Here is a 20,075-nt window from a genome sequence, read left to right on the forward strand (position 1 = left end):
TAAAATTAAAAAGAGGGTTTTTAGAGAGTGATTTTATAAAAACAGTTTCCTTACATAAAATATACCCATAAAAATTGTAAATTCGCCACACAAGAAAAGATAGAAGATGTTAGATAAATTAAGAATTGTAAAGCAACGTTATGATGAGGTTTCTGATTTAATTATTCAGCCAGAAATTATTATGGATCAGAAGCGTTATGCGCAATTAATGAAAGAATATAAAGATTTAGGAGACGTTGTTAAGAAAGGTAATGAATACCAAGCCTTAATGAGTAACATAGAAGAGGCAAAAGAAATTCTTGCTGATGGTTCTGATGCAGAGATGAATGAAATGGCAAAGATGGAAATTGATGAAGCCAATACTAGAATTCCTCTTTTAGAAGATGAAATAAAGTTTTTATTAATTCCAAAAGATCCGGAAGATTCTAAAAATGCAGTAGTAGAATTACGTGCAGGAACTGGTGGAGACGAAGCCAGTATTTTTGCTGGAGATTTGTTTAGAATGTATTCTAAATATTGTGAAAGTAAAGGATGGAAAGTTTCTACAGTAGATTATTCTGAAGGAACAAATGGTGGTTTTAAAGAAATTCAGTTTGAAGTAACAGGTGCAGATGTTTATGGGATTTTAAAATTTGAAGCAGGTGTGCATCGTGTACAGAGAGTACCACAAACAGAAACTCAAGGACGTGTACATACTTCGGCAGCCACTTGTATGGTTTTTCCAGAAGCAGAAGAGTTTGATGTGGAGATCAATCCAAAAGAGGTAAGAATTGACTTTTTCTGTTCATCAGGTCCAGGAGGGCAATCTGTAAACACTACGTATTCTGCTGTTCGTTTAACGCACATTCCTACAGGTTTAGTTGCACAATGTCAAGATCAAAAATCACAGCATAAAAACAAAGAGAAAGCATTTAAAGTTTTACGTTCTCGTTTATATGATTTAGAATTGGCAAAGAAAAATGCAGAAGATGCATTAAAGCGTGGCTCTATGGTTTCTTCTGGTGATAGAAGTGCTAAAATTAGAACGTATAACTATGCACAAGGACGTGTTACAGATCATAGAATTGGTTTGTCATTATATGATTTACCCAATATTATGAATGGTGATATTCAGAAAATTATTGATGAATTAATGTTGGCAGAAAATACAGAGAAATTAAAAGGTTTAGCAGATGGTATATAATTTCTTAGATTCATAAAAAAAAATCCTCAAAACTAAGTTTTGAGGATTTTTTTTATGATTGAATCTCCTATTTATAAAATATAGTTAAACAGGTAATGATGCCAAAAATAGTTGGTAATTTTGAGTAAAATTATTTTTATATTATAGCATTAATCTGAAGAGGACATAAGCGCTGCTGAGGAGCAACTTATTAGCGATAAGATTAATCTTATACAGTAATGAAAGGGCTTTTAACGAAGTCCTTTCATTACTGGTAAGTTTATAGCTCAAAAAAACCTACGTTCTATTTTTGAAGAATAAATACCACATTATATACTGCTTTCTATGTTTGTAAGATAAACCTCTATGAATGTTTAAATGCCCTTTCATATGACCAAAAAAAGATTCAATAGAATTGTTGATTTAGGTATTTTAGGATTATCTAAATAGTAAAACATATTTGGTAACGCTCTTTTAATAGTCATAAAAGATCTTCTAACCATTTTATGAGTATACCAATATCTTTCTGTTTCTAAATTGTAGCTTTTTTGATTGATATATTCTCTATATTCTTGATGCCATTTATTTAAGTTTAAAAGCCAAAGACTTAACTCATAATGTGAATTTATTAAATGTATTTTAGAGGTAATTTGCTTCAAATCATATCCAGCAGAACTTTTAGGTCTATTTGTTAGCCATATTCTACAATCCCTTTGTATATGTACTAAACAACGTTGTAGTTTAGCACCTGGTAAAACCTCTCTTATCGCTTTTAATATAGATTTGTGTCCATCAGAAGTAACGCTTTATATTTGAACACCAAGCTTTAAAAGATTCTCTAAATCTTCTTTTATTTCTGAATAATGTTCACCATTATAAAAACGATAAAGTTGTGTGAATTTAATCGTAGCATCTCTATAGAGAACCAAACAAATACCATTACTAAAATAAGTGCCATCAATTAATAAATTAACTTTTTCTGAAGGGTAAACTGAAAGAATTGGAGCTTTTGATAAATAGCTATTAAAATAGCGTTTTAAACTTCTAACAGAATAGGTACTTTCTTTTGATAATTGCTCAATGGTTCTTCTTCCAATTATCCATTTTTCAAACCAAATAAATCGGTTTGAATCTGTAACAGATTTGTTTTTTGAGGTAAAAAGTAAACCACAATTTTTGCATTTAAATCTTTGTTTTCCTAGTTGTTTTCCCCATTTAATTGTGTCAAGACCTCGACAACCCCAACAACGCTTTTTTTTGATGTTTTCATACTACAAAAAAAGTTTATTGAAACCGGTTTCAATAAACTTTCTTTAAAACCTTTATTAGTATAACTTTCAGAGGTTTTTACCAACTATTTTTGGCTATTAAACCGTTAAACATTTTTAATATAATTATAAACTTATGTGGTTTTAAAAGTTTGTAATAGAATAGTTCTCATAAAACTAGCCTTTGCTTGCTTTATCAAACTCATTTATCATTATAAATGCCCATACTACAACACAAATAACTATAAAAATAGAAAAGTATAAAACAATATCATTTGCGCTCATGAGCAACCAGTTTTATATAAATCATAACACCCAATAAGGTTGGTGCCCAAAGACCTAAAAAGATTCCGTGTAATTCATCTCCTGTTAAAAAAAGATATTCTGCAACAATAACAATAAGAAGACACAATGCTAGCATTAAGAAATTAGCAGTACCTAATTTTTCAATAAATTTCATTCTATTTTACTATTTACTATAAAAATAATCAAAATTAATAATATTTTACACAAATATTGTTGATTTTTATCAAAATAGATTGATTAAATCAATGTGTTTATTTTATAACCCTAATAGTTAGTTTAGTAAAATTAACTATTTAAAATCTAATTTTAAAGCAGCTAATATATTTACCTACCAAAATGGAATCAGAATAATTTATAAAATGTAGAAGAGTAATAATAAAAATATATTATAAGACAAAAAAAACCGTAACAAATAAATGTTACGGTTTTAGTACTGAAGATGGGACTTGAACCCATACGAGCATTACTGCTCACTGGATTTTAAGTCCAGCGTGTCTACCAATTCCACCACTTCAGCATGGTATTATTATAGATAGAGCGAAAGACGGGATTTGAACCCGCGACCCCCACCTTGGCAAGGTGATGCTCTACCCCTGAGCTACTTTCGCAGTCATAATTTTATAAATGAACTTATTTAAAAACTCTTATTCTTAAGAGCGGTGCAAATATATAAAGTTTTATTGTTTTAACAAGTGTTTTTTGTTTTTTTTGATGAATATTTTTTCTCTTTTTTACGCTCTGAAATTTAGGTCTTAATAATCAAAAGGTTACATTTAAATATCCTGAAAATTAATTTTAAATAAAAAAGCACCCTAAAATTTAGGATGCTTTTTTATGAAGATTTGTAAACTCACTTTTAAGCTAATCTACATTTTGAGTGAGATAATTATCTTGCTTTATTTTGCAGCTGCATAACGTCTTTCAACTTCGTTCCAGTTTACTACATTAAAAAATGCACTAATATAATCTGGTCTTCTATTTTGGTAGTTTAAGTAGTATGCATGTTCCCATACATCTAAAGCTAATATTGGCGTTCCTCCACAACCATTTGGCATTAAAGGATTGTCTTGGTTTGGAGTAGAACATACAGAAACTTTACCATCTTTATCTACACACAACCAAGCCCAACCAGAACCAAATTGTGTAGCTGCTGCTTTTGAAAAAGCTGTAATAAAATCATCTTTAGATCCAAAAGCTGCTTCAATTGCATCTTTTAATTCACCAGATAAGTAACCTCTATCATTTGGATTTAAAACAGTCCAAAATAATGAGTGATTATAAAAACCACCACCATTATTTCTAACAGCTTTGTTTTCTAAATCTAAATTGGTAAGAATATCTTCAATAGATTTTCCTTCTAAATCTGTACCTGCAATTGCATTGTTTAAGTTGTTTGTATATCCTTGATGATGTTTGCTATGGTGAATTTCCATAGTTTTTGCATCTATATTTGGTGCTAATGCATCATAAGCATATCCTAATTCTGGTAATTGAAAAGCCATTTTTGTATTTTTAAAGTTATATATTAATTTACTGTGTAAAATTACTGATTATCGGATTGTTTAACAAGAAATTTATGTTATGATAACTTATTAAAGTATAAGCAAGATTTATTCTCCGTGAATTTGCATAAATTCTTCTAATTGATTTACCATATTTTTACTCCCACATATAAAAGGAACTCTTTGATGTAACTCAGTAGGTTCTACATCCATAGTTCTTATGTAGCCATCAGAAGATTTTCCATTAGCTTGTTCAGCAATAAAAGCCATTGGGTTACACTCGTACAATAATCGTAGTTTACCATCTGGGTTTCTAGAGCCTTTTGGGTACATGTAAATACCACCTTTAATCATATTTCTATGAAAATCTGAAACTAAAGAACCAATATATCTACTTGTATAAGGTCTGTCTCCTTCTTCTTCCTGACAATATTTTATATATTTTTTTACACCAAGAGGAAAATCTTGATAATTTCCTTCATTTACTGAGTAAATATTGCCATCTTCTGGAAAACTCATATTTGGATGAGATAAGTAAAAAGAACCAATTGCAGGATTTAATGTAAAACCATTTACACCATCACCAGTTGTATAAACAATCATTGTAGAGGTTCCATACACTACATAACCAGCAGCAACTTGCTCGCTTCCTTTTTGTAAAAAATCCTTTAATTGTACTGGAGTTCCTGTTGGGGTAACACGTCTGTAAATAGAAAAAATAGTTCCTACAGACACATTAACATCAATATTAGAAGAACCATCTAAAGGGTCAATTAAAACAACATATTTATTTTGATGATTTTCATCAATACTATTTATAGTAATAAAACTATCTTCTTCTTCACTTGCAATACCACAAACAATATTTCTTCTAGTTAAAGTTTGAATAAATTTATCATTTGCATAAACGTCTAATTTTTGCTGATCTTCACCTTGTATATTTGTGTCACCTGCTGCACCAATAATATCTACTAAACCTGCTTTATTTACTTCATGATTAACCACTTTAGCAGCTAATCTTATAGAATTTAAAAGACTAGATAACTCTCCAGAACTATATTTAAAAGCATGTTGGTGTTCAATAATAAATTCACCTAAAGTCTGTTTTTTTACTGACATATATAATCTTTATTTAACGATTTACTACAAAAATGCATTTTTTTAAAGATTTAACTATCCTTTTCTATCTTTTTTTAATAACTTTTTTAAACAAATTGGTAATAATTGTATAAAATGTTTAAATATTTTTAGCGACCTACAAAAAAACTATCTTTGAACAAATTTTAGGTAAAATGGATTTTATTGTAAGACTTGGTGAAGAAAAAGACATGCAATCTGTACTAAATTTGATTACAGAATTAGCAGTTTTTGAAAAAGAGCCAGAAGCAGTAGAAATTACTGTAGAAACTTTAATTGAAGATGGTTTTTCTAAAAACCCACAGTTTAAAGTTTTTGTAGCAGAGCAAGAAAATAAAATAATTGGAATTGCTTTGTTTTATGAACGATATTCTACTTGGAAAGGAAAATCTATTCATTTAGAAGATTTAATTGTTACCAAAAGTAAACAGAAAATAGGAGCAGGAAAAGCATTGTATACCGCTGTTTTGCAATATGCACATGATCATAATTATAATAGAGTTGCTTGGGAAGTTATTGATTGGAACACCAATGCAGTCAACTTTTATAAAAGTACAGGTGCTACCTATTTAAATGATTGGTCTATTGTGCAAATGGATAAAGAAAATTTAGCAAACTATATTGAAAATAATTAAAATGAAGATTTTTAAATTTGGAGGAGCATCTGTAAAAGATGCAGCAAGTGTAAAAAATATAACAAGTATTTTACAAAGTGAAGGTACAGAAAATACCGTTGTTGTAATTTCTGCCATGGGAAAAATAACCAATGCTTTTGAAGAGGTTATTGATGCTTACTACAACAAAGCTAAAGATTTATCTGATAAGTTAGCTGTAATTGAAAGCTTTCATAAAAATATAATGAATGATTTGTTTGATAAAAACGATGAAATTTATAAAGAAATAGAGATTACTTTAGGTGAGTTAAGTTGGTTTTTGTCACGTAATACATCACAAAGATATAATTATGTGTATGATCAAATTATTTGTTTTGGAGAAATTTTATCAACCAAAATAATCAGTGCATATTTAACTAAAATTGGGGTAGAAAATATTTGGTTTGATGTAAGAAACTATATAAAAACAGATAGTAATTACAGAGATGCAAAAGTAGATTGGAATTTAACGCAAGAATTAATTAGTGAAAAATTAGATGCATCAAAATTAAACATAACACAAGGTTTTATTGCTGCAAATGATACAGAAAACACAACTACTTTAGGTAGAGAAGGTTCTGATTATACAGCAGGTATTTTTGCCTATTGTTTAGATGCAGAAAATGTAACTATCTGGAAAGATGTACCAGGGGTTTTAAATGCAGATCCAAGAGTTTTTTCTGATACAACTTTACTAGAACAAATTTCTTATGAAGAGGCTATAGAAATGGCGTTTTACGGAGCATCTGTTATCCATCCAAAAACCTTACAACCTCTAGAAAGAAAAGAAATTCCTTTATTGGTACGTTCTTTTATCAATCCTAAAGAAACGGGTACAAAAGTTACCAAAGGAACAAGGTTAGTGCCTTATATTCCGTGTTTTATTGTAAAGAAAAATCAAATTTTAGTATCTATATCTGCACTTGATTTTTCTTTTATGGTAGAAAATAATATTAGTTATATTTTTAAAAAATTACACGATTATCAATTAAAAGTAAATGTAATTCAAAATTCTGCCATTAGTTTTTCTGTTTGTATTGATAATAAATTCAATAATTTTGATGCGTTTTACAAAGAGTTAAAAACAGAATTTAAAATAGATGTTCAAAAAGGAGTCGATTTGTATACTGTTCGTCATTTTGATGATAAAGCAATACAAAGTATCCAAGAAAAAGGAAGTTTTCTTTTAACACAGGTAAATAAAGAAACAATGCAAATTGTTTTAGAAGCAAAATAATTTTTTAAGAGAATTTTTAATGAATATAATTTTTAGGACCTAGTTGATAAATGTAATTTTATCAAGTTCGATTTTTATATGAATTTATGAATGAAATTTATAATTAGGTTTAGAAACTTTTTACAAATAAAAAATTAGTGTTATGCTAGCTTCAAAAAAGAAAAAATCAGCGAATTCATGGTTCTTTTATAAAGCATTATTTCAGCCTGTTTTGGCAATAATTTAATGAAAATACCTACCTTTTTTAGTATGTTTGTTTTAGCTTTAACTTCAATTTATGGCATTAGTAACTTCTAAAGAAATAGCCAAAGTAATTGGTTTGCAAAAGTTTGGTTTTTTTGGTGTTTCTGTTGGATGGTTTTTGTTAAAAATACTGCGCATTTCTTCTGTAAACAAAATGTATGATCAAAATAAAGATAAAACCGATCTACATTTTTTAAACGGTGTTTTAGAACATTGTCAGGTAAAGTTTGAAATTCCTGAAGAAGATTTAAAAAGAATCCCAAAAGATGGTGCTTTTATAACAATTTCAAACCATCCTTTAGGCGGAATTGATGGTGTTTTATTATTAAAACTACTTGTAGAAAAAAGAACCGATTATAAAATTATTGCCAATTTTTTATTACAAAAAGTAGCTCCTTTAAAATCTTACATAATGCCTGTAAATCCTTTTGAAAATAGAAAGGATGCAAAATCTAGTGTTGCAGGTATCAAAAATGCATTGTTACATTTAAAAGAAGGAAAACCTCTAGGTATTTTTCCTGCAGGTGAGGTTTCTACTTATAAAAACGGAAAATTATATCTAGATAAAACTTGGGAAAAAGGGGCTGTTAAGTTCATAAAAAAAGCAAATGTACCAGTAATACCAATTTATTTCCATGCCAAAAACAGTCGTCTTTTTTATTTTTTAGCGAATATTTCCGATACTTTTAGATCTGCAAAATTACCATCAGAATTACTATCTCAAAAAAATCGAGTTATAAAAGTAAGAATAGGCAAACCAATAGCTGTTAAAGAGCAAAACGAATTTAAAGAGATTAATAATTATGCTAAGTTTCTTAGAAAGAAAACCTACATGTTGGCAAATCCTTTTAAGAAAGTAAATAGATTAATTTCTAATCAGCACTTAAAAATCCCCAAGAAATCAGTAAAAAAAATAACGCATCAAAAAAATCCTGCCTTATTTATTAGCGAAATAAGTTCACTAAGAAAAACAAATTGCAAATTGCTAGAAAGCAAAAATTACGAAGTGTTTTTTGCAAGTGCCAAAGAAATTCCTAATTTATTGCACGAAATTGGTAGATTACGTGAAATTACTTTTAGAGAAGTTGGAGAGGGAACAAATAAAGAAATTGATTTAGATAAATTTGATGAATTCTATCATCATTTATTATTGTGGGATCAACAAGCAAATTGTTTAGTTGGAGCCTACAGAATGGGGCTAGGTAAAGAAATTTTTAAAAAGTACGGAATTAAAGGTTTCTATATTCATACTTTGTTTAGAATTGAGCCAGAATTGCATCAAATGATGAGCAATACTATAGAAATGGGTCGTGCTTTTATAATTGGCGAATATCAGCAAAAACCAATGCCATTATTTTTGCTATGGAAAGGAATTATACATGTTACTCTGCGTTATCCAACCTATAAATATTTAATGGGTGGTGTTTCTATAAGCAATAAATTTTCAGATTTTTCAAAATCGTTAATGATAGAATTTATGAAATCTCATTATTACTATCCTTACATTGCACAATACATTCATCCGAAGAAAGAATACAAAGTAAAATTAAAAGATGCTGATAAAGATTTTGTGTTTGATGCCACCAAAGCAGATTTGCAAAAGTTCGATAAAATTATCGATGAAATAGAACCAGGAGCATTAAGAATACCTGTACTTATTAAAAAATATATCAAACAAAACGCACGTTTAGTTGCTTTTAATGTAGATCCCAAATTTAACAATACAGTAGATGGTTTGTTATATCTTAAGGTAGCAGAAATACCAGAAAGCACAGTAAAACCTGTTATAGAAGAATTTCAAGCAGCGTTAGAGTCGAAAATTACAGAATAGTCACTATTTTTTTATTTGGGCGTTCCCCAAAAAGGGTCGGGCTTTCCGTTTCAAGTCCTCGGTCGTTCCTTCCTGTGGGCTTTCCACTGCAATCCCTAACGCAAATAGTACAATAAGAGTAGTTTATTATATTATTTATTCTTTAATTATTTTATGATCAAATTTCATTAAAAATAATTTTAAACCCGTTTTTACAAATAAATGTTAAGTATTTAAACAAGGTTTATATTTTTTTAACAAACTATTAAATCATATCAGGAGAAATTATATCATTTTTTTACACAATTTTAACCATATAAAGCTCGTTAAAAATCCTTTTTTTTAGAGTTATCTGTTTCGTTTCAATGGAAACGCAATTTTAAAATATTTTAATTTTGTGTGAATACAAAATTAAATTTTAGAACATGACAAAAAAGCAGGCACATCCTTTTGGTACAATTTTAGCATTTATATAATAAAATACATAACATGAAAACATTTTTAAAAATATTACTTACAGCCTTAGCAGTTGTTGTTTTAGCCAGTATTTTACCAGGAATTTCAGTAGCAGGCTATACATCAGCAATTATTGTAGCAGTAATAATTTCTTTGCTAAATATGTTTGTTCGTCCGCTTTTAATATTTTTCACATTGCCAGCAACTTTAGTAACTTTTGGGTTATTTATTTTTGTAATAAATGCGTGTATTATTTTATTGGCAGATAAATTGGTATCAGATTTTACAGTTTCTGGTTTCTGGACAGCCTTATTATTCAGTATTTTACTCTCTATTTTTAGGTCGGCATTGTTTACATTATTAAAAGAAGATAAAAAAAGGATTCAAAACTAAACAACATTGCTGAAATAGAAGTGTTTAAACATTTGTGCAATCAATTAAAATCACTAATTTTGCACTCGATTTTTCAAGATAAAAGAACAAATAAATGAATATTACAAAAGAAAACATTGATGCGTTAAACGCAGTTGTAAAGGTTGATATTGTTGCAGATGATTATCAAGCAAAAGTAACAGAATTATTAACAGATTATCGTAAAAAAGCAGATGTTCCTGGTTTTAGAAAAGGACATGTGCCAATGGGAATGATTAAAAAGCAGTATGGTAAATCTATTATGATAGATGAGGTTAACAAGCTTTTACAACAATCTTTAAATAAATTTTTAACAGAAGAAAAATTAGATATTTTAGGAAATCCTATTCCTAGAATGGAAGAAAATTTTAACTGGGATGCAGAAACTTTTTCTTTTGAATTTGAATTAGGTTTAGCACCTGTTTTTGAAGTAGATTTAAAAGGAAAAAATAAAGTAACACAATACAACATTGTTGCAACTGAGGATTTATTAGACGAAGAAGTGAAGAACATTCAAAATCGTTACGGAAAAGTAAACCCTGTAGAAGTTGCTGCTGAAAGTTCTAGCATAACTGGTACTTTTGTAAATGAAGAAAAAGAAATCAATAAAAAATCTACTTTTTTAATAAAAGATATTAAAGAAGGAAACGCTAAATTAGTTGGAGCGAAAGTTGGAGATGTAATTGAGTTAGCAACAAAAGGCTTATTTGAAGATGCTCACAGATTAGAACACGTTTTAGGTGTTTCTCATGATGCAATTCACAATTTAGATGTAACCGTTTCTTTTACTATTGAAGGAATTACAGAAACACAACCAGCAGATTTAGACAAAGAATTGTTTGATCAACTATTTGCAGATGGTTCAGTAACTTCTGTAACAGAATTAAGAGCCAAAATTAAAGAAGATGCAGAAAAGCAATTTCAACAACAAGGAGACCAGCAATTATTAAACGCTGTAACAGAACACTTGGTAGAAAATACAAAGTTTGATTTACCAGCAGATTTCTTAAAGAAATGGTTAAAAACAGCTGGAGAAAAAGAATTAACAACAGAAGAAGCTACTGCAGAATTTGAAAAATCTGAAAAAGGGTTACGTTATCAATTAATCGAAGGAAAGATTATGAAAGATAATGACATTAAATTAGACTACAAAGAATTGGTAGACTATGCAAAAGGTTTTATTAGAACTCAAATGGCACAGTTTGGTAACATGAATCCAGAAGAAAAAGAATTGGATGATATTGCTGGTAAAATCTTACAAAACCAAGAAGAAGCTCAAAAATTACAATCTCAATTAATTAGTCAGAAATTATTGACTTTTTACAAAGAGAACATGAAGTTTAAAACAAAAGAACTTTCTTACGAAGATTTTATCAAAGAAGTTTATAAGTAAAAGTTATTATAAGTATTGAAACAATCTGTTTGTTAAATTAGAATGTTTCTTTATCTTAAATACTAAAATAAAAAACCTGAATTTTTAAAATTCAGGTTTTTTTAGCGACATAAAGTAGCAAGTAAGTAAAAAAATAGTTCTTATATTTACAAATCAAATATTAAATTAAAACTCAAAATGGATTACGGAAAAGAGTTCGAAAAATACGCAACAAAACATCAAGGAATCAACAGTACATATTTAGGTAAAATAACAAGTAGTTTAACACCTTATATTATGGAAGAACGCCAAATGAACATTACTCAAATGGATGTTTTTTCGCGTTTAATGATGGATAGAATTATCTTTTTAGGAACAGGAGTTAATGATCAAGTAGCCAATGTTATTCAGGCTCAATTATTGTTCTTAGAAAGTGTAGATGCCAATAAAGATATTTCAATTTATATCAACTCTCCAGGAGGAGGTGTGTATGCTGGTTTGGGTATTTATGATACCATGCAATTTATAAAGCCAGATGTTGCAACAATTTGTACAGGTATGGCAGCTTCTATGGGTGCTGTTTTAATGTGTGCAGGTGCAAAAGGTAAACGTTCTGCATTACCACATTCTCGTATTATGATTCACCAACCAATGGGTGGTGCACAAGGGCAAGCTTCTGATATGGAAATTACAGTCAAAGAAATAGGGAAGTTAAAAACAGAACTATATGATATTATTGCAGATCATTCAGGACAAACCTTTAAAAAAGTACAAGAAGATTCTGATAGAGATTATTGGATGAAAGCAGAGGAAGCAAAAGCTTATGGAATGATTGATGAAGTTTTAGCAAGAAAGAAATAAATAGCATGCTTTAAGCAATAAGCTGTATGCAGTAAGCCTGCTTAAAGCCCAAATCTTAAAGACTAAAGCGAGGAAAAATGTCGAAAGAAGAAAACCTAGAATGTTCGTTCTGCGGACGTAAAAAAGCAGAAACAGACTTGCTAATTGCAGGGATGGATGCTCATATTTGTGATAAATGTATAGAACAAGCACATGGCATTGTAGAAGAAGAAATTTCTGAAGCAAAAACAAGTGATTTATCTAAAGATTTAACACTAAAAAAACCAAAGGAAATTAAAGATTTTCTAGATCAATATATCATTGGTCAACTAGAAACCAAAAGAGCCATGTCTGTTGCTGTCTATAATCATTACAAAAGATTATTACAGTCTAAAGACGATAAAGATGATATAGAAATAGAAAAATCGAACATTGTTTTAGTAGGTGAAACAGGTACAGGAAAAACCTTAGTAGCAAAAACAATTGCAAGAATGCTAAACGTACCTTTTGCTATTGTAGATGCCACTGTTTTAACACAAGCAGGGTATGTAGGTGAAGATGTAGAAAGCATTTTGAGTAAATTATTACAAGCTGCAGATTACGATGTAGACAAAGCACAAAGAGGTATTATTTTTATTGATGAAATAGATAAAATTGCCAGAAAAGGCGATAATCCATCAATAACTAGAGATGTTTCTGGTGAAGGAGTGCAACAAGCAATGTTAAAATTATTAGAAGGTACTGTTGTAAATGTTGCTCCAAAAGGAGGAAGAAAACACCCAGAGCAAAAATTTATAGAAGTAGATACCAAAGAAATTTTATTTATTGCAGGAGGAGCATTTTCTGGTATTGAAAGACATATTAGCAAACGTTTAAACATGCAAGCTGTAGGTTTTGGAGCCTCTTTAGATGATGATAAAGTAGATGAAGAAAACTTGTTACAATACATTATTCCTTCAGATTTAAAAGCCTTTGGTTTAATTCCAGAAATTATTGGGCGTTTACCAGTTTTAAGCTACATGAATCCTCTAGATGCTAAAACATTAAGGTCTATTTTAACAGAACCTAAAAATGCAATAATTAAGCAGTATTCTAAGTTATTTACTATGGATGATGTGGAGTTTTCTATAGAGGAAGATGCCTTAAATTATATTGTAGAAAAAGCAGTTGAGTATAAGTTAGGTGCAAGAGGTTTACGTTCTTTATGTGAAGCTATTTTTACAGATGCCATGTTCGATTTACCAAGTTCAGACGATAAGCAGTTTAATGTAACCAAAGAATACGCAGAAGCAAAACTAACAAATACAACTTTAAAAAAGTTAAGGGCAGCTTCATAATTTTTTTTGGGCGTTTCCCAAGGGTCAGGCTTTCCACTATATCTTTTTGTGAAAAACAAAAAGGATGCCGTTTCAATCCTTAACGCAAATTGCCAACTAAAAAAAGAAGTTTTTCTAAAAAATTATTAGGCCTCACAAGTTTTCAAAACCTGTGAGGTCTTTGTATTATAAAATAACTTCTCACTATATTTGTAATACTTTTATAATCAATTTAAAATGATATCCAGAAGTTCTATAGACCGTATTTTCGAATCTGCAAGAGTAGAAGAGGTTATTGGTGAGTTTGTACAACTTAAAAAAGCAGGAAGTAATTTTAAAGGATTAAGTCCTTTTACAGACGAAAAATCACCTTCTTTTATGGTGTCTCCAGTAAAACAAATCTGGAAAGATTTTTCTACAGGAAAAGGAGGCAACTCAGTTTCGTTTTTAATGGAACATGAGCATTATACCTACCCAGAAGCTTTAAGATGGTTAGCTAAAAAATACAATATAGAATTAGAAGAAACCGAGCAAACATCCGAAGAAAAAGCACAGATGAATGAGCGAGAAAGTATGTTTTTGGTGTCTACTTTTGCCAAAGAGTATTTTCATGACATCATGCTAAACTCTAATAAAGGTAAAGCAATAGGCTTATCTTATTTTAAAGAACGAGGTTTTACAGATGAAACCATTAAAAAGTTTGAACTCGGTTATTGTTTAGATGAATGGAGTGGTTTTACAGATGCAGCTTTAGCCAAAGGATATGACTTAAAATACATGGCTGCTACAGGGTTAACCATTGTAAAAGAAAACAAAAAATTCGATCGTTTTAAAGGTAGAGTAATGTTTCCTATACATTCTATGTCTGGTAGAATTTTAGGTTTTGGAGGACGAATTTTAACTGCCGATAAAAAAGCAGCAAAATATCTAAACTCTCCTGAAAGTGATATTTACCATAAAAGTAAAATTTTATACGGACTTTTTCAGGCAAAAAAAGAAATTGCAAAACAAGACAACTGTTATTTGGTAGAAGGGTACACAGATGTTATTTCTTTTAACCAATCTGGTATAGAAAACGTGGTAGCATCTTCTGGTACAGCATTAACCTCAGATCAAATACGTTTGGTAAATAGGCTTACCAAAAATATTACGGTACTTTTTGATGGAGATGCAGCAGGAATGAGAGCTTCCATTCGTGGTATTGATATTATTCTAGAACAAGGAATGAACGTAAAGGTAGTTCAATTTCCTGATGGAGAAGATCCAGACAGTTTTGCAAAATCACATTCAAATTCAGAATTAAAGACTTATTTAGAAGAATCTGCACAAGATTTCATCAACTTTAAAGTATCACTTTTATTAAAAGATTCTAATAACGATCCTATAAAAAAAGCAGGAGTTATAAGAGATATTGTAAGTAGTATTTCTAAAATTCCAGATGGCATTCAACGTGAAGTTTATGTACAAGAATGTGCAAGAATTATGGATATTTCTGAGCGTGTTTTGTTTAGTGAATTGGCACAGTTAGTAAGTAAAAATTTAGAAGATAAAACTAAAAGAGAACAGCAAAAAAATAAAGTAGCAGCTCGTCAGCAAAACAAACCACAGCAAGATCCTAATGAGCCACCAGCAGAATATTATATGGAGCAAGAACAAGCTCAAATGGGGTTGGTTAAAGGTGGAGTTGTTGCGAGTCAAAAGATAGATCAATTATCAATTTTAGAAAATGAAATTATTAAAATTTTATTGTTGTATGGAAATGAACAAGTTGAGTTTATTGAAGAAATAATTCATACAGATGAAGCTGGAAGAGAAAAAATTGATCATAGAAAATATGAAAATACAGTATCCGCAGAAATTTATGTGCATTTACAAGAAGATGAAATAGAATTTTCTAATACTCTTTTTCAAGAGATTTATACAGAAATTATCCATCAATTAAATCAATTAGAAAAATTAGATATTGATGATTTGATTAATCATAAAAATCCAGCAATTGCATCATTAGTTACCACCATTTTAATGGAGCAAGAAAACCCTAATCGTCAATTAAGTGATTGGGAAGGACAAAATATAGAAGTAAAGTCTGCTTTAGAAGTTTTAGCAAAAGGGGTAAATGATGTTGTATATAATTTAAGAAGAGTTTTAATAGGAGAAAAAATAGAAGAGTTGATGAATGAGGCTGTTAAAAACCAGAATACATCCATAGATTTAGATGTTATTAGAAATTATACAAGCTTAAAAATGAGACTTTTTGAAAAACTTAACAGAGTAGTTTAGTGTTAAGAAATGGTAAAATTAGACCTCTTGGTTATTTGAGTAAGTTCTACTTAAATAGTTTTTTGTATATTGCAGTTCCAAACTTATAATTATCTAGCTATGAAACGATTATTACAAGTATTAAAGATTGTTCAATTATTCATTTTATTACCTTTTGAAATTTATAGAGGCTCAAAAAAAAGAGCATACATGAAAATAAAGGAAATGATGCTTGCAGCAAACTTACTTTAAAACTGAAAAAGCCTTAATTTAATATTAAGGCTTTTTTTATTTTTAAAGAAAATATTATTTAATTTCTTTTGGTATTTCACAAATTGGAATCGGAATCATCTTATGTTGATTAATGCTATTTAATCTAGAATAAATTTTAAAAACTTCTTGCTCTCTTCCAGAAAAATCGCTGATAGATTTTCCTTCATCTTGCATTTTCATAGCCCATTCTAGCTCGTCATAAGAAGCTCCTATTTGATCTTCATCAGTTCTACTATCACCAAATAAACCATCTGTTGGTGCTGCTTTTTGTATGGAATTTGGTACGTTTAAAAAAGCAGCTAATTCATAAACTTCAGATTTCATTAAATCTGCAATCGGACTTAAATCGACTCCTCCATCACCATATTTGGTATAAAAACCTACGCCAAAATCTTCTACTTTGTTTCCAGTACCTGCTACTAAATAACTATGCAATCCAGCTAAGTAGTAAAGTGTCGTCATTCTTAATCTTGCTCTTGTATTTGCTAAAGATAAATCTACTTTAGCAGTATCATTTACTGTTGGAACTACATTTTTAAAACCATCAAAAGTAGCGGTTAAATCAACCCTTACATCAGCAACATTATCAAATTTTTCTTTTAACTGTTTAATATGTTCTTCTGCCCTAGTAACTTGACTTTCTGCTTGATGGATTGGCATTTCTACACAGAGTGTAGGAAAACCGGTTTTGGCACATAAAGTAGAGGTTAATGCAGAGTCTATTCCTCCAGAAACTCCAACTACAAATCCTTTTACTTTTGCATTTTCTGCATACTCTTTTAACCAACTAATTATATGTTCTGCAACTTTTTCTACCTTCATTGATAAACTATTTTAGTATTTTTATCGTTCTTAAATCTAATTACTAAGATACAAAGAATATGAGATTTTATTTAACGATTATAATAATTTTCTGCTTGTTTTTTTCGTGTACTGATAAAAAAAAGCATCAAATTGATGTTTCTAATATAAATGTTGATTTTTCTATAAAAAGGCACGAAGTAGATTTTTACAATACAAATAAAGAAACCTTACCCAAATTAAAGGAAAAATATCCCTATTTGTTTCCAAATGTACTTACAGACAGCTTAGTTTTTGCAAAAATTAATGATAAAGAAGAGCAAGAGTTATTTAATGAAACTCAAAAATTATATCAAAATATAGTAGAACTAGAAGTGCAATTAAAATCACTTTTTAAACATGTTACCTATTACAATCCTAAATTTAAATCGCCCAATGTTGTTACCATGATTTCTAATATAGATTATGATAGCAGAGTAATTTATGCAGACAGTTTATTACTTGTTTCTTTGGATGTTTATTTAGGAAATGAACATCCGTTTTATATTGATTACCCAAATTATATCAAAGAAAATAACACAAAGGATCATATAATTGTTGATGTTACAAATGCTATAATAGATGAACAATTAGTGCCTTGCCCAAATAGAAGTTTTATTGGTAAAATGATCTATGAAGGAAAAAAAATGTATTTATTAGATTTGTATTTGCCTACTATTTCTGATAGATTTAAGATTGGTTATTCAAAAGAAAAGTTAGATTGGGCAATTATAAACGAAGAAGGTATTTGGAAGTATTTTGTAGAAAAAAAACTATTGTTTAGTACAGAAACAAAGTTGAATAAAAGATTTTTAGAAAATGCCCCATTTTCTAAGTTTTACCTAGAAAATGATGATGAGTCACCAGGAAGAATTGGTGTTTGGTTGGGGTGGCAAATTGTGAAATCTTTTATGCAAAATAATGATGTATCTTTGCAAGAATTATTAATAATTGATCCAGAAAAGTTATTTAAAAAATCAAAATATAAGCCTAAAAAATAATGTCAGTAAAACACAATTCACAAATAAATTTCCAGATAGGATTAGATGAAAACAAAGTGCCAGAAGAAATTGCTTGGACAGCAAAAGATGGAGGTATAGATAATGAAGCCTCTAAAGCAATTATGATTTCTGTTTGGGATCATCATAAAAAAGATACTTTAAGAATGGATTTATGGACAAAAGATATGCCTGTTGATGAAATGAAGCAATTTTATCATCAAACGTTAGTTTCTATGGCAGATAGTTTTGAACGTGCTACTGATGATCAAAAAATGAGTGCAACAATGCGTGATTTTTGTCAGTATTTTGCAGAAAAATTAGAATTAAAGTAATAGTTGCTTTTTTCTAAAAAATCATTTTTTATTGGTTGTTATAGATGAATATTAAAAAACAACAATTGATTTTTTTAATCATAGAATAAGAATACTTTTTAAAAGACAAAAAAGAGATTACTAAATGTAATCTCTTTTTTATTATGCTGTATTTTTATTTTTTAGTCAAAAGAACCTATAGGTTTAATTTCAACTCTTCTATTTAATTGTCTTCCTCCAGAATTCCAGTTAGAGTATTTTGGTCTACTTTCTCCATAACCAAAGCATTTTAATCTGTCTGTTGCAACACCATTGTTTACCATATAGTTTTTTATAGTAATTACCCTCTTTTGAGATAGCAGCAAATTGTATTTTTCGCTATTCGTATTATCAGTATGACCTTCAATAACAAAATTTACATTGGGTACTTTTTTAATCAACTCAATAATTTTATCGATGTTAGCATAACTAACATCCTTAATTTTATTACTATTTGTATCAAAATAAATACTTGTAGACAATAATGCAATTTTTTCGCTAATAGATGTTCTTTCGTAATTATCCATTATAATTACTTTTTCTGCTGGTAAATTATTGTTTTGATTATTTAAGCTTGTTGGTGTAGTATTTTTAGTACTAGCTATTTCTTTTTCGTCAGACTCTTCCTTTATAGGGCATCCTTCATCACTAACTAATCCATATTTAAAAGGGCATTTATCTTTGTAATTAGGAATCCCGTCTTTATCTGTATCAATAGCTTTACCGTTTCCATAAACCATTACACCTGCAGGTGTATTTGGTTCTATATCTAAATTATCCATTACACCATCTTTGTCAGTATCTATAACTTTAAAAGCTTCTGTTTTTTCGTTATTCCAAATTGTAAACGTTTTTTTCTTTCCTAATTTAACAACCAAACCAATACTTGTTAAGAAAAAAGTTTCCCAATCTTGCTTGCTAGAGATAGCTGCATCTAAATGATCTTCATTATTAAAATACATACCAGTTCTTAACTCTAAATCTATACGCTGGCTAATTCTTCTTTTAAGACCAATCTGACCAGTTAAATAAATAGAACTGGCAAAGTTAACACTATTTCTATTTGGGTTGAAGCCAAAATCTGCACCTGGAAATTTATAATTTGTTGCACCTCCATCTCTAAATTCAAACAAGGCAGAATTATACTGGTGGTAACCAATACCTGCATACCCAGTGATATTCCATTTAGTAGGTTCTCTTTGATATAGGTTTGTAAAACTAAAAATCAAATTTAATTCTGCTCCAAAACCTTCTCCTTCAAAATTTAGGTTTAAAGGGTTTTGAATATCATCTGCATAAGAAATTCTATGGTTTGTTAAATCTGTAAAGGATTGAGCCCCACCAGTCATTTTGTAATAATTAGCCTTTAATTCTAAACCAAGTAAAGGATTAAACATTTTATCTACATGCGCATAAAAACCAAAATTCCAATAATTTGTATCATCATGCGTACCAATTGAGCGTAAATCTCCATGCATTATAAAATTACTTGCACCAGCACCAACAGCCCAACTATTACTATTGTCTAAGTCAATTTTATCTTTAGAACTAGTATCTTCTTGTGCTTGACTAGGAAAAATTGTTATTATAAATAGAGTAAAAAATGTAAGTAAGATATTTTTATTCATATTTAAATACG

The 20,075-nt window shown here is 29.4% G+C and carries 17 protein-coding genes and 2 tRNA genes; 11 read left to right on the forward strand and 8 right to left on the reverse strand.

Annotation, left to right across the window (positions count from 1 at the left end; genetic code table 11):
* The first annotated feature begins 106 nt into the window (after positions 1 to 106).
* Positions 107 to 1,183 carry a peptide chain release factor 1 gene (prfA, locus tag Q0731_RS10725; RefSeq protein WP_299063854.1) on the forward strand — a complete coding sequence of 359 codons (1,077 nt, stop codon included), beginning with the start codon at positions 107 to 109 and terminating at the stop codon, positions 1,181 to 1,183.
* A 365-nt stretch (positions 1,184 to 1,548) separates the two neighbouring features.
* Here the strand turns inward: prfA and Q0731_RS10730 are convergent, their stop codons facing one another.
* From Q0731_RS10730 to fbp, 6 genes are all read right to left on the reverse strand, one after another.
* Positions 1,549 to 1,941 (reverse strand): hypothetical protein, encoded by a 393-nt coding sequence (locus Q0731_RS10730; RefSeq protein ID WP_366915414.1) that lies wholly within the window; start codon positions 1,939 to 1,941, stop codon positions 1,549 to 1,551.
* Between the two features lie 760 nt (positions 1,942 to 2,701).
* On the reverse strand, positions 2,702 to 2,890 hold the full coding sequence (locus Q0731_RS10735) for a hypothetical protein (RefSeq protein ID WP_299063856.1): 189 nt from the start codon (positions 2,888 to 2,890) through the stop codon (positions 2,702 to 2,704).
* Between the two features lie 277 nt (positions 2,891 to 3,167).
* Positions 3,168 to 3,253, reverse strand: a tRNA-Leu gene (locus tag Q0731_RS10740).
* Between the two features lie 19 nt (positions 3,254 to 3,272).
* Positions 3,273 to 3,344 (reverse strand) — tRNA-Gly (locus Q0731_RS10745).
* 288 nt (positions 3,345 to 3,632) lie between these two features.
* The gene (locus Q0731_RS10750; RefSeq protein ID WP_299063859.1) at positions 3,633 to 4,238 is read right to left on the reverse strand and encodes a superoxide dismutase; all 606 of its coding nucleotides are present in this window, start codon (positions 4,236 to 4,238) and stop codon (positions 3,633 to 3,635) included.
* Between the two features lie 108 nt (positions 4,239 to 4,346).
* The gene (gene fbp, locus Q0731_RS10755; protein ID WP_299063861.1) at positions 4,347 to 5,357 is read right to left on the reverse strand and encodes a class 1 fructose-bisphosphatase; all 1,011 of its coding nucleotides are present in this window, start codon (positions 5,355 to 5,357) and stop codon (positions 4,347 to 4,349) included.
* A 173-nt stretch (positions 5,358 to 5,530) separates the two neighbouring features.
* On the opposite strand from fbp, the gene Q0731_RS10760 reads away from it, so the two are divergent.
* The 8 genes from Q0731_RS10760 (at position 5,531) to dnaG (ending at position 15,993) form a co-directional block, all read left to right on the forward strand.
* Entirely contained in the window at positions 5,531 to 6,010 is a 480-nt protein-coding gene (locus Q0731_RS10760; RefSeq protein ID WP_299063864.1) for a GNAT family N-acetyltransferase, read from the forward strand.
* A gap of 1 nt (position 6,011) precedes the next feature.
* Positions 6,012 to 7,265, forward strand: coding sequence for an aspartate kinase (locus Q0731_RS10765; protein WP_299063867.1), 1,254 nt, complete (start codon positions 6,012 to 6,014; stop codon positions 7,263 to 7,265).
* Between the two features lie 277 nt (positions 7,266 to 7,542).
* Positions 7,543 to 9,339, forward strand: a complete 1,797-nt coding sequence (locus tag Q0731_RS10770) for a lysophospholipid acyltransferase family protein (protein ID WP_299063868.1) — start codon at positions 7,543 to 7,545, stop codon at positions 9,337 to 9,339.
* Positions 9,340 to 9,807: 468 nt separating this feature from the next.
* Complete coding sequence (locus tag Q0731_RS10775) at positions 9,808 to 10,167, forward strand: phage holin family protein (protein WP_299063871.1); 360 nt, start codon at positions 9,808 to 9,810, stop codon at positions 10,165 to 10,167.
* Positions 10,168 to 10,261: 94 nt separating this feature from the next.
* On the forward strand, positions 10,262 to 11,578 hold the full coding sequence (gene tig, locus Q0731_RS10780; protein ID WP_299063874.1) for a trigger factor: 1,317 nt from the start codon (positions 10,262 to 10,264) through the stop codon (positions 11,576 to 11,578).
* Between the two features lie 177 nt (positions 11,579 to 11,755).
* Entirely contained in the window at positions 11,756 to 12,418 is a 663-nt protein-coding gene (gene clpP / locus Q0731_RS10785) for an ATP-dependent Clp endopeptidase proteolytic subunit ClpP (protein ID WP_299063877.1), read from the forward strand.
* A 77-nt stretch (positions 12,419 to 12,495) separates the two neighbouring features.
* Positions 12,496 to 13,734, forward strand: coding sequence for an ATP-dependent Clp protease ATP-binding subunit ClpX (clpX, locus tag Q0731_RS10790; RefSeq protein ID WP_299063880.1), 1,239 nt, complete (start codon positions 12,496 to 12,498; stop codon positions 13,732 to 13,734).
* A gap of 216 nt (positions 13,735 to 13,950) precedes the next feature.
* A complete protein-coding gene (dnaG, locus tag Q0731_RS10795; RefSeq protein WP_299063883.1) occupies positions 13,951 to 15,993 on the forward strand; it encodes a DNA primase in 2,043 nt (680 codons plus the stop codon).
* Positions 15,994 to 16,278: 285 nt separating this feature from the next.
* Here the strand turns inward: dnaG and nadE are convergent, their stop codons facing one another.
* Complete coding sequence (nadE, locus tag Q0731_RS10800) at positions 16,279 to 17,067, reverse strand: NAD(+) synthase (protein WP_299063886.1); 789 nt, start codon at positions 17,065 to 17,067, stop codon at positions 16,279 to 16,281.
* Between the two features lie 59 nt (positions 17,068 to 17,126).
* On the opposite strand from nadE, the gene gldB reads away from it, so the two are divergent.
* Both gldB and gldC read left to right on the forward strand, forming a co-directional pair.
* Complete coding sequence (gene gldB / locus Q0731_RS10805; protein ID WP_299063889.1) at positions 17,127 to 18,086, forward strand: gliding motility lipoprotein GldB; 960 nt, start codon at positions 17,127 to 17,129, stop codon at positions 18,084 to 18,086.
* On the forward strand, positions 18,086 to 18,418 hold the full coding sequence (gldC, locus tag Q0731_RS10810; RefSeq protein WP_299063891.1) for a gliding motility protein GldC: 333 nt from the start codon (positions 18,086 to 18,088) through the stop codon (positions 18,416 to 18,418). Before gldB ends, gldC begins: the two co-directional genes overlap by 1 nt.
* 161 nt (positions 18,419 to 18,579) lie before the next feature.
* Here the strand turns inward: gldC and Q0731_RS10815 are convergent, their stop codons facing one another.
* Positions 18,580 to 20,064: an OmpA family protein gene (locus tag Q0731_RS10815; protein WP_299063894.1), complete on the reverse strand. Its 1,485-nt coding sequence runs from the start codon at positions 20,062 to 20,064 to the stop codon at positions 18,580 to 18,582.
* Between the last annotated feature and the right edge of the window lie 11 nt (positions 20,065 to 20,075).

The sequence above is a fragment of the uncultured Polaribacter sp. genome (assembly GCF_947497695.1).
Taxonomy (GTDB): domain Bacteria; phylum Bacteroidota; class Bacteroidia; order Flavobacteriales; family Flavobacteriaceae; genus Polaribacter.